We start from the raw sequence: 11042 nt of genomic DNA on the forward strand, positions 1-11042 counted from the left end.
ATTTCAAGTACGTGGTCGGCGACGCCAAGCTGGGCAGCGCGGCCCTGGCCGTGGGCGCCCTGACGGCGGCGATCTGCGTACCCGCCTTCGCGGTGATCGTGCGGCTGGTGGGCAAGCGCGCCGCCTGGCTGATCGGCGCGGTTCCTGGACTGGCGGGCCTGGTCCTCTGGCACTTCGCCGACGGCCACGGCGTGACCCTTCTGCTAGGCGCGGTGGTTCTGCAGGCCATGGGCCTGGCGTCCTACATCGTCTGCTTCTGGGGCATGCTGCCCGACACGGTCGAGTACGGCGAATGGCGCACGGGCATCCGCACCGAGTCGCTGGTGTTCGGCCTGCTGGTCCTGGGCCAGAAGGCCGCCCTAGGCCTGGGCGCGGGCTTCCTGGGCATCGCCCTGACCCATATCGGCTACGCGCCCAACGCGCCCCAGAGCCCCGAGACCTTGGCCGGCATCAAGGCCATGATGTTCTGGATYCCGTTGGTCGGCGGCCTGACCTCGGCGACGCTGATCGCCTTCTACCCGATCACCCGCGCGTCGCATGAAAAGATGGTGGCCGAGATCGCCGCCCGCTCGGCTGACGCGCCCGTCGCCCCCACCAAGATTTCCCTGCAAGAAACGGTGATCCAATGAGCTCCGCCGCCCTCGCTTCGATCGCATCCCTGGCCGCCCTCGGCGCTGTCGCCCTGGCCGGCCAGGCCCAGGCCGCCACGCCTTGCGACGACCTGGCCAAGTTGAAGATCCCCGGCGCGACCATCACCGCCGTCAAGGCCCTGCCGGTGGGCGGACTGCAGGAGATCGAGGTCTTCGGCATCCCGCCCCTGCCCACCTCGGCCGCCTATTGCCGCGTCAACGCCACCCTGTCCCCCACCCTGTCCTCGTCGATCAAGGTCGAGGTCTGGCTGCCGCCCGAAACCCGCTGGAACGGCAAGTTCATGGCCACCGGCAACGGCGGCTACGGCGGCTCGATCGGCGGCCCGCGGCTGGCGATGCGGCCGGCGGTCCAGGCCGGCTACGCGACGGCAGGGACCGACATGGGCCACACCGAGGACGGGGCCGGCGGCGAGGCCAACTGGGCGCTGAACCAGCCCGAGAAGATCATCGACTGGGGCCACCGCGCCAACCATGAGACGGCCGTCTTCGCCAAGGCCCTGATCGCCGCCCACTACGGCAAGGGTCCCAAGCGCGCCTATTTCTCCGGCTGTTCCGACGGCGGCCGCGAGGCGCTGATGGAGGCCCAGCGTTACCCAGACGACTTCGACGGCGTCGTCGCCGGCGCGCCGGCCGCGCCCTGGACCCGGCTGATGGGCAGCTTCGCCTGGTCGTGGAAGGCCGTGCACGAGAAGCCCGAAAGCCGCCTGTCGGAAGCCAATCTGGCCGTCGTCCAGAAGGCGGCCCTGGCCCAGTGCGACAAGCTGGACGGCGTCGCCGACGGGGTCATCGAAGACCCGCGCCGCTGCCGCTTCGACCCCGTCGTTGTGCAATGCAAGCCCGGCCAGACGGGCGACTGCCTGACCGCGCCGCAGGTCGAGGGCCTGCGCAAGCTGTATCAGGGACCGCGCACGGCGGGCGGTAAAGCGATCTTCCCCGGCTATCCAGCCGGCGGCGAGGCCGTGCCCAACGCCTGGCCGTTGTGGATCAGCGGCGACAAGGCCCAGCACCCGTCCTTCGCCCGCTCGTTCTTCGCCAACTTCGTCTATTCGAACACCGGCTGGCAGCTGGCTCAGATGAACCTGGAGCGCGACCTGAAGGCGGCCCAGCGGCTGGCCCCGACCCTCGCGTCGGACAATCCCGACCTGTCGGCCTTCAAGGCTCGCGGCGGCAAGCTGATCCTGTTCCATGGCTGGGCCGACGCGGCGATCACGCCCTATTCGACGATCCAGTACTACGACGCCGTCCGCGACAAGATGGGCGTCAAGTCGGCCGACGGCTTCTCGCGCCTGTTCATGGCGCCGGGCATGTCRCACTGCTTCGGCGGCCCTGGTCCCAACAGCTTCGACATGCTGGCCACGCTGGACAGCTGGGTGGAGGGCGGCAAGGCGCCGGACGTGGTGGTCGCCGCCAAGACCGACAACGACTATGCGGGCCTGCTGGGCATGCCGGCCAAGAATGTCACGACCCGCCCGCTCTGCGCCTATCCCAAGGTCGCCCAATGGGACGGCAAGGGCTCGACCAACGAAGCCGCGAGCTTCAGTTGCAAGAAGGCCGCGTCATAGTCGTTACGAAGGGTTCGACCACCACCGAAGACCGTGCTGACCCGCCTCCTTGTTAGGAAAATATTCCCACTGAAATCGGATGTGGATCGGCCAACGGCGTCTTCACGGTGAAATCGCCTTGGACCGCCTCGGTCTGTCACCTCGGAGACATCAGGCACAGCTAGACTACGGGATCACCTGATCCTTTCGGAAATTTCCATGCCCTCGGTAGATCGTCGCGCCTTCCTGCTTTCGGCGACCGCCGCATTGGCTTTGCCACCCGCCGTCGCCAAGGCTCTGACGATCGACGCGGACGTGCGCGCCGGCACGTTGAAGGACGTGGAGCACGTGGTGATCCTGATGCAGGAGAACCGGGCCTTCGATCACTATTTCGGCGTGATGAACGGGGTTCGGGGCTTTGGCGATCGCTTCCCGATTCCCCTGCCCGACGCTGCGGGTTCGCGCCACAAGACGGTTTGGACGCAGGTCAACGACACGGCGAAGGGCGGGCCGCCGCTGGTCTCGCCGTTCCCATTGGACACCATCGCGACCTTCGCTCACATGCGGGTCGAGGGCACGCCCCACAGCTGGTCCGACGCCCAAGCGGCGTGGAACGAAGGCCGCATGGACCGCTGGCCGGCGGCCAAGACCGAACGCACCATGGGTTACTACCGCCGCGAGGACATCCCGTTCCAGTACGCGATGGCCAACGCCTTCACCGTCTGCGACGCCTATCATTGCTCAACCCAGACCGGCACCAACACCAACCGGCTGTTCCTGTGGACCGGAACCAACGACGCCTCGGGCCGGTTCGGCGGCCCCTCGATCTCCAACAGCCACGACAGCCTCGTGGCCGACGGCGGGGCGGCCGATCCCTATCGCTGGACGACCTATGCCGAGCGGCTGCTGGCGGCCGGCGTGACCTGGCGCATCTACCAGGACATGGCCGACAACTTCACCGACAACCCGACGGCCGGGTTCAAGGCCTTTCGGGRCAGCCACGCGGCCCTGCCGGGGTCTGACCCGCGCCTGACGGCTCTTGGACTGTCGACCCGCAAGCTGGACGGGTTGCGCGAAGACGTTCTGGCCGGAGCCCTGCCGCAGGTGTCRTACATCGTCGCCCCGGCCGCCGATTCCGAGCACCCCGGTCCCTCCAGCCCTGCCCAGGGCGCGGACTACACCGCCCGGGTCATCGACGCCCTGACCGCTGATCCCAAGGTCTGGGCGCGGACCGTGCTGCTGGTGATGTTCGACGAGAACGACGGCTTCTTCGACCACGTCCCGCCGCCGGCTCCGCCCTCGAAGGCTGCGGACGGAACGGTTCTGGGCGCCTCGACGGTCGACACCGCCGGCGAATATCACCTGGTGCGCAACCCCACCGAGGCCAAGGCCGAGCGCGACGAACTGATGGGTCGTCCCTACGGCCTGGGTCCACGGGTTCCGCTGTATGTGCTGTCGCCCTGGAGCCGAGGCGGCTGGGTCAATTCGCAGGTCTTCGACCACACGTCGGTGATCCGCTTCCTGGAAGCGCGGTTTGGGGTGGCGGAGCCCAACATCTCGCCCTGGCGACGAGCGGTGTGCGGCGACCTGATCACCGCCTTCGACTTCAGGACTCCGAACGACACGCCCTTCGCCAAGGCCTTGCCCGCCACCCAGGTCCTGGCCGAGCGCGCCGCGGCGCTGAAGGACACCACCGTGCCGCCGACCCCGGCCGCGCCGGCGGTCCCGATCCAGGCGACGGGCCCTCGCCCCTCGCGCGCCCTGCCCTACGCCCCGCGCGTGGACGAAGGCGCACAGGATGGTCGCCTGACGCTGACGTTCGCCAATGAGGGGTCGCAGGCGACGGTTCTGCACGTCTATGACCGCCTGCGCCTGGACCAGCCGCCGCGTCGCTACACCGTCGAGCCAGGCAAGCAGGCCAGCGACGCCTGGCCCGCCGGCGCCTACGACCTGTGGGTGCTGGGCCCGAACGGCTTCCACCGCCACTTCATCGGCGCCGTCCCAGGCGAGGATCCGATCCTGCAAGTCTTGGCCTCTCCTGTCACGGGCCAGGTCCGCCTGACTCTAAGCAATCCCGGCGGTGCGGCCCGGACTTTGGTCGCCACGCCCAACGCCTACAAGGCGGCCTTCCGTCCCTGGAAAGCGACCCTGCCGGCGGCGGGCGAGATCCGCAAGGACATGCGCGTGAAGGCCACCGGGGGCTGGTACGACATGTCGATCGAAACCGACGGTTACCTGCGTCGTGTGGCCGGACGGCTGGAGATGGGCGTCGATTCCATCACCGATCCGGCCATGGGCGGAATGGCGATCATGGATCAGCCGTTTCGCGGGTGAACAGGCCGGCTCGGGTCGTTCTGGATTCGGCGGACCTTGGATCCTCGCAAGTTAGGATCCAGCCTCAGGCCAGCGCGTTCTCGGCGACAGCCTCTGTCGTGGCGGGGGCTTCACGTGTCGAACGACGGCGCAGGAAGTAGAAGCCGGCCAGGATCGTGCAGACCGCGCCGACGACGCTGGTAGCATAGGCGCTGGCGATGAAGAACCCCAGCCAGTCCAGTCGAACCATGACGAAGTTGCGCCAGACCAGCAGGGCGACGCTGCCGAGATAGCCCGAGGCGTCGGCCACGTAGATCAGGAAACCCGCCGTGCCAATCCGCCCGCTGAAGGCGATCATCCTGTCGAACAGCATGGCGTTGAACGGCGTGTAGGCCATGTAGAGGCCGGCGCCCGTCAGGATCATCCAGGTCAGGGGCGCCAGCAAGTGGGCCTGGAAGGCCAGGGTCGAGAGGCCCAGCAGCAGGAAGCCGGCCAGGATGACGCCGTGCATCACCAGCAGCGCCCGCAGGTTGTCGCGAACCAGCATCACGGCGCCCATCACCGCCAGGGCGATGACCGCCACGGGAAGTTCGCTGGCGGTGAAGACGCCGGAGGCCTCGCCGAAGCCCAGGGCGGTCCAGAGCTCGGCGGCGAAGTTGTCGCGGAAGTCGCGGAAGGCGGTCAGCAGGATATAGGCCATCACCAGCAGCACGACGCCGGGCGCGTAGGCGGCCAGGAAGGCGCGGCGCTGGGCGCGGTCCATCGGCTGGCGACGCACGCGGGCGGCTTCATCGGCGGCGTTGGGCGGCGGCAGCTGCACCAGGGCCCAGACCGAGACGGCCAGCAGCGGCAGGAAGATCGCGCCGGTGGCGGCGGGCATCCAGAACGGCGAGACATGGATGTCGACCATCAACCATTTGCCGACCGACTTCACGGCGCCGGACGACAGGATGAAGCTGGCGCAGAGAATGGCGCCCAGGACCTCCGACGTGCGCCGCCCTTCCATGAAGCCGAACACCAGCCCCCAGATCATGCCCAGCGGCAGGCCGTTCAGGAACAGGGCCGCGACGTTCCAGGGCGCGGGAACGACCGCGAAGGCCAGCAGGGCCAGCCAGGAGATCCCGATCAGGCCCAGGATCGCCGCGCCGCGATGCGACGGGGCGATCTCGGAGATGACCTTGACCCCGATCAGCTTGGAAGCGGCGTAGYCGGCCACCTGGGCCAGCACCAGGGCGATCTTGTAGTCGACGGCGAAGGTCCAGCCGTCGACCACGCCAAACGTGGCCGCCGCGAACGGCTTTCGGAAGGCGTACATCGAGAAATAGGCGCAAAAGCCGGCCAGACCCGCGAACAGGGTGAACGCCAGCGGATTGGCTCGCTCCAGCCAGCGCCGAGGACCTGAAGTCATGAAAACGCCCCTTGATGGAGCGTTTTGGTCTATACCAAATCCACGACAGCTGGATGACGGCGCCGCGTGCCTGGAAAGACCCGCTTCTGGACCTAGCGCACGCGGATGTCGACGCTGACCTTCAAGGCGTCGTGGCGCCAGTATTCGCGGTCGAACTCGACCACGCGGCCCTGGGCGTCGTAGCAGGTTCGGATCACGCTGAGGCCCGGCAAGCCTGACTTGACCCGCAGGGCCTCGGCCACGTCGCGGGTCAGGGCGCAGGGTTGCATGTCGACCTTGTTGCGCGCGACGCCGATGCCGTAGACCGACTTCAGGACGCTGGTCAGCGAGCCGTCGAGATCGTGCTCCACGAGGCCCGGCGCCAAGGACGCATCGACGACGATGCTCTCGATCAGCACCGCCCGGCCGTCGATCAGGCGCCGGCGGCGGATCCAATACATCGGCGCGCCGACGGGACGCGAAAAGATCTGGGCCAGCATGCCGTCGCAGGGGATCTCGACCTTGCTCAGCGTCTCGGTCTCCGGCCGACGCCCCTGCGCCTCGACGTAGGACATGAAGCCTTCCCAACGGGTCGGATCGTAGACCACCGGCGGCGGCGAGACGTACCAGCCGCTGCGATCCTTGCGGTAGATGACCCCCTCGGCCTCAAGCTGGAACAGCGCCTCGCGGATGGTGCCGCGCGCCACGCCGCCGCCCACCTGCATCTGGCGCTCGGACGGCAGGCGCTCGCCCGGGTTGAGCTCGCCGCCGGCGATGAGCGCGGCGATGTCGTCACGCACGCCGATATACTGGAGATCGGGCTGTTGCATCGGACGACCTGGCCAGCGGTCGAATCCCGCCACCCCGAGATGATGGGAGGGCGCTTCTCCGGGGTCAAGGAACTGGATCAGACCACTGACGAGCCGACTTTCAGCAGATCAAGGCTTCACGAAAGTTTCGTCGAAAATCTCCAATATCTGGTCTATACCAAAAATTGCCATTGGAGATGGGACCATGCCCACCGATCGTCGCGCGTTTCTGCGCACCGCCGCCGGCGGCCTGACCGCCGGCGCGGCCCTGGGCCTGCTGCCGGCCACCGTTCGCAAGGCCATGGCCATCCCCGCGCGCCACCGCACCGGCACGATCATGGACGTCGAGCACGTCGTGATCTTCATGCAGGAAAACCGCGCGTTCGATCACTATTTCGGCGCGCTGAATGGTGTGCGCGGCCTCGGCGATCCGCGACCGCAGCGCCTGCCAGGCGGCGCTTCGGTGTGGCGCCAACCGAGCAAGGAGCATCCCGACGGCTTCGTCGCGCCGTTCTACGGCGACTCCAGAACCACCAACGCCTACACGGTCGACGGCGCCGACCAGGGTCACCAGGCGGCGATCACCATCGTCAACGGCGGCCGCTACGACCAGTGGGGCCACTCGGGCGAACTGCACAAGCGAATGGTCTACTACAAGGCCTCGGACTTGCCGTTCTACCACGCYCTGGCCAGCGCCTTCACGATCTGCGACGCCTATCACTGCTCGACCCTGACCCAGACCTATCCGAACCGCCTGCACCTTTGGACGGGCTGCAACGGCGGCGGCAAGGTCGGCGGCGATCCGGAGATGAGCAACTACGGCGAGGACGACACGCCCAGCGCGGACATGGCCGAGGACAAGGTCATGGCCCAGGGGCCGCACGATTGGATGACCTATGCCGAGCGCCTGCAAGGCGCTGGAGTCAGTTGGAAAGTCTATCAAGAGTACGACAATTTCGGCGACAACATCTTGTCGGTGTTCAAGAATTTCCGTCCATGCGCGAAGGATTCACCGCTCTATGAGCGCGGCCGGACCTGGGTGTCGGAGGGCAAGACCGGCGCCGACCGTACGCGTTCGGACGGCGAGCAGTTGGGCGAGGCCTTCCGCGCCGACGTCGCCGCCGACCGCCTGCCGCAGGTGTCGTGGATCGTCACCGCCGCCGACCTGTCGGAGCACCCGCAGGCCGAGCCTTCGAAGGGCGAACACGTCTGCGCCGAGCTGATCAAGGCCCTGGTCGACAACCCCGAGGTGTTCGCCAAGACCGTGTTCATCGTCAATTACGACGAGGCCGGCGGTTTCTACGATCACATGCAGCCGCCGATGCCGCCGCTGACGCCCGAGCAGGGCTGGAGCTCGGTGTCGGTCGCGGGCGAGACCAAGGACTATGGCGACGACGCCAAGGCGGCCAACAAGGGCGCCCACCCTCTGGGCCTGGGCATCCGCGTGCCGGCGCTCGTCGTCTCGCCGTGGAGCCGGGGCGGCTTCGTCTGCTCGGAGGTGTTCGACCACACCTCGACGCTGCGGTTCCTGGAGAAGCGCTTCGGAGTGCGCGAGGACAATATCAGCGAGTGGCGCCGGACGGTTTGCGGCGACCTGACCTCGGCCTTCGACTTCGCCACGCCCAACCAGGACTGGACGGCGCTGACCCTGCCGCAGACCGCGGACTACATGGCGCGGGTGGCCCGGTCCAAGGCCGCTCCAACCCTGAAGATTCCCGAGATACAGACGGCCTCGGCCCAGGAAGGTCCGCAGCGCGGCGCGCGCGCCCTGCCCTACGCGCTGTCGGCCGACGCCACTGTTCGCGGCGGCGGCCTCTGGATCGACCTCGTCAACAAGGGCCGGACGGGCGCGGTGTTCCAGGTGTTCGACAACACCGACCGCGACGGTCCCTGGCGCTTCACCCTGGCGGCCGGAGAGACCTACGCGGCCGGACACTGGAACCATGCCGGCCGCGCGCCGGGGCCCTACGACCTCACCGTCCATGGCCCGAACGGCTTCTATCGGCGGTTCGCCGGCGATGCATCGCGGCCGCAGCCCGGCGTGTCGGTCACCGCGGACGCCCGTTCCCGCCTGATCGTGCGCCTGGCCGGCGCCGGCGGCGGCTCGGCTAGGGTCACGGCGCGGATGAACGAGGCCTATCCGCTGGCCGAGGGCGAAGCCGGCCAAACCCTGGTGCTGCCTCCCAAGGGCGTCGTCCGCTCGATCTGGGACCTGCGCGGCAGCGATCATTGGTACGACCTGACCCTGACTCTGGCGGACGATCCCTCGTTCATCCAGCGCCTGGCCGGCCACCTCGAAACGGGGCGCGCCAGCCGCACCGACCCCGGCATCGGACGGATGCGCCTGTGACCGACTTGCCCGATACCTTTTTCAGCTCAAAGCCTTGTACGGATATTCGATGACCTCTCGTCCCGCGGCCGATGCTTTCGTGGCCGAGCTTGCCGATCTCTTCGCCCAACTTGGCGGCCTCCGTTATGGGGAGGGCGTCAGCCAACTGGAGCACGCGCTGCAGACGGCCCACCACGCCAGGGTCGATGGCGCGCCGCCGGCCCTGATCGTCGCCGCCCTGCTGCATGACGTCGGCCACATGATGCAAAAGGCCGGCGAGGACGCCGCCGACCGCGGCGTCGATACGCGCCATGAACACATCAGCGCCGGCTATCTGGCGCGGGCGTTCGGCCCCGAAGTGACCGAGCCCATCCGACTGCACGTGGCGGCCAAGCGGTATCGGGTGGCCGTGGATCCCGCCTATCTGGAGCGTCTCAGCAAGGCGTCGCTCCAGAGCCTGGCCCTGCAGGGCGGCCCGATGAGCGCCGACGAAATCGAGGCGTTCCTGGCCGAGCCGGCGGCGCAAGCCGCTCTGCGGCTGCGCGGCTATGACGAGGCCGGCAAGGCGCCCGACGCCGAGGTGGCCGGCTTCGAGACCTATCACGACCTGCTGTGCGATCTGATCGAGCAGCCAGGCAACGGATGAATCTTATCCGGCCTCGCCGGGCAACGGAGCTTAGCGCGGTCGCTCCAACGTAAGCCAAACGCGCTCTAGCCAGGACTATCGCCGCGCGCGATCCGCGCCTCGATATCCGCCAGCACGGGCCCAAGACCGGCGACGCTTTCGACGACGTAGTGAGCGCCGGCGTCGCGCAGCGCTTTCGCCGACGCCTCGATCCGCGCGGCGCGCTCGGCGGCGGGCAGGATCGCCAGCACGTGCTGCTCCAGACCCACGCCGTTGCCCGAGGCCGACAGACCAACGGTCCAGGCGCCGACCTCCAGCCCCTCGCCGATGCCGACGGCCGCGTCGTCGACCTTGACGCAGGCCCGCGCCGGCCATGCGCCGAGATCGACCAGGACCTTCCACATCATCAACGGCGAGGGCCGCCCCTGCGCCGTCTCTCCCGCGCAGACCACCACGTCAGGCGCGTAACCCTGCTCGGCGGCCAGCGGCAGAATGTCGGCCATCATCGGGCGTGTATAGCCGGTGGTGGAGCCGATCTTGACGCCCCTCCCCCGCAGATCGGCGGCGAGTTCGGCCGCGCCGGGGATAAGCTTGGCGCAGTCGCGGGCCGCCGCGCGCATCTTCGGTTCGACAGCGTCGTGCAGGCGCTCGACGTCGCCTTCGGTCGAGGCCGCGCCATGGCGTTCCTTCCAAAGGCCGGCGATGCGCGGCATGGCGAGCAGCGCCCTCACATGATCGCGCTTGGCTCGCCCCATGTCCGCCCGCGCCTCGGCCTCGGAGATGTCGACCCCCGCCTCGCCGAACACCTCGCGCAACGCCACGACCGGCGCGCGACAGCCGAAGTCAATCATCGTGCCGGCCCAGTCGAAGACTACGGCCTGGATCGGGCTGGCGCTCATGCCGCGGCTCCTTGCTTGGGAAGATCATAAAGGTCGGCGATCACGTCCTCGGCCAGCCCAAAGGCCGTCGAGGCGCCGGCGCCGCTGGTCACCACGACCAGCCGCACGCCAGGCGTCGGCGTTTCGACCAGAACGGGGCCGGCGGCCGAGGCGTAGGTGCCGGTCCAGCGCTCCAGAACCGGCGGCGGCGGTTGGCCGAACACCTGGGCGAACTCGTCCAGGATCAGGGCGTCGACATCGTCGCGGGCGAAGGGATCCGGTGTGGCGGCGTAGTGGTGGCTGTCGCCGGCCACCAGCGAGCCGTCGGCGCTCTGCGTCACGATCAGGTGGACGCCGTGCTCCAGGTGCGCGGCCTGCTCCGCTTCCAGCCGCGCACGCAGGGCGGCCGTCTGCGGCAGAGCGGCATAGCCGAGATAGCGGACCAGACCGAGGTCGGACATGACCGGCGCGGGCAGGCGCCAGCCCGGATCGGCCAGACGCAGCATCTGC

Annotated in this window: 9 protein-coding genes; 5 read left to right on the plus strand and 4 right to left on the minus strand. The window is 68.5% G+C overall.

The annotated features are described in order from the left end of the window. From AC1DZ6_RS09515 to AC1DZ6_RS09525, 3 genes are all read left to right on the plus strand, one after another. Nucleotides 1-629 (plus strand): MFS transporter (locus tag AC1DZ6_RS09515; protein WP_477096948.1); only part of this gene is annotated, 629 nt, incomplete at its 5' end. Then, nucleotides 626-2212: a tannase/feruloyl esterase family alpha/beta hydrolase gene (locus AC1DZ6_RS09520; RefSeq protein ID WP_477096949.1), complete on the plus strand. Its 1587-nt coding sequence runs from the start codon at nt 626-628 to the stop codon at nt 2210-2212. The genes AC1DZ6_RS09515 and AC1DZ6_RS09520, both read left to right, overlap by 4 nt. 198 nt (nt 2213-2410) lie before the next feature. Beyond that, entirely contained in the window at nt 2411-4525 is a 2115-nt protein-coding gene (locus AC1DZ6_RS09525) for a phosphocholine-specific phospholipase C (protein ID WP_477096950.1), read from the plus strand. Between the two features lie 64 nt (nt 4526-4589). Here the strand turns inward: AC1DZ6_RS09525 and AC1DZ6_RS09530 are convergent, their stop codons facing one another. Together AC1DZ6_RS09530 and AC1DZ6_RS09535 are read right to left on the minus strand one after the other, a co-directional pair. After that, entirely contained in the window at nt 4590-5912 is a 1323-nt protein-coding gene (locus AC1DZ6_RS09530; protein WP_477096951.1) for a DUF5690 family protein, read from the minus strand. 92 nt (nt 5913-6004) lie between these two features. Next, complete coding sequence (locus AC1DZ6_RS09535; RefSeq protein WP_477096952.1) at nt 6005-6721, minus strand: UTRA domain-containing protein; 717 nt, start codon at nt 6719-6721, stop codon at nt 6005-6007. Nucleotides 6722-6905: 184 nt separating this feature from the next. Here AC1DZ6_RS09535 and AC1DZ6_RS09540 point away from each other — a divergent pair, with 184 nt between their 5' ends. Both AC1DZ6_RS09540 and AC1DZ6_RS09545 read left to right on the plus strand, forming a co-directional pair. Further along, a complete protein-coding gene (locus AC1DZ6_RS09540) occupies nt 6906-9050 on the plus strand; it encodes a phosphocholine-specific phospholipase C (RefSeq protein ID WP_477096953.1) in 2145 nt (714 codons plus the stop codon). A 49-nt stretch (nt 9051-9099) separates the two neighbouring features. Further along, the gene (locus AC1DZ6_RS09545; protein ID WP_477096954.1) at nt 9100-9675 is read left to right on the plus strand and encodes an HD domain-containing protein; all 576 of its coding nucleotides are present in this window, start codon (nt 9100-9102) and stop codon (nt 9673-9675) included. A gap of 65 nt (nt 9676-9740) precedes the next feature. On the opposite strand, the gene phnX is transcribed toward AC1DZ6_RS09545, so the two are convergent. Further along, on the minus strand, nt 9741-10553 hold the full coding sequence (gene phnX / locus AC1DZ6_RS09550) for a phosphonoacetaldehyde hydrolase (RefSeq protein ID WP_477096955.1): 813 nt from the start codon (nt 10551-10553) through the stop codon (nt 9741-9743). Beyond that, nucleotides 10550-11042 (minus strand): FAD-dependent oxidoreductase (locus tag AC1DZ6_RS09555; RefSeq protein WP_477096956.1); only part of this gene is annotated, 493 nt, incomplete at its 5' end. The genes phnX and AC1DZ6_RS09555, both read right to left, overlap by 4 nt.

The sequence above is a fragment of the Caulobacter sp. P1_B12_2 genome, assembly GCF_056406675.1.

Bases quoted from the DNA above. Each gene is read 5' to 3' on its own strand.
- AC1DZ6_RS09535 (WP_477096952.1), bottom strand. From the start codon at position 6,721: ATGCAACAGCCCGATCTCCAGTATATCGGCGTGCGTGACGACATCGCC.
- AC1DZ6_RS09545 (WP_477096954.1), top strand. From the start codon at position 9,100: ATGACCTCTCGTCCCGCGGCCGATGCTTTCGTGGCCGAGCTTGCCGAT.
- phnX (WP_477096955.1), bottom strand. From the start codon at position 10,553: ATGAGCGCCAGCCCGATCCAGGCCGTAGTCTTCGACTGGGCCGGCACG.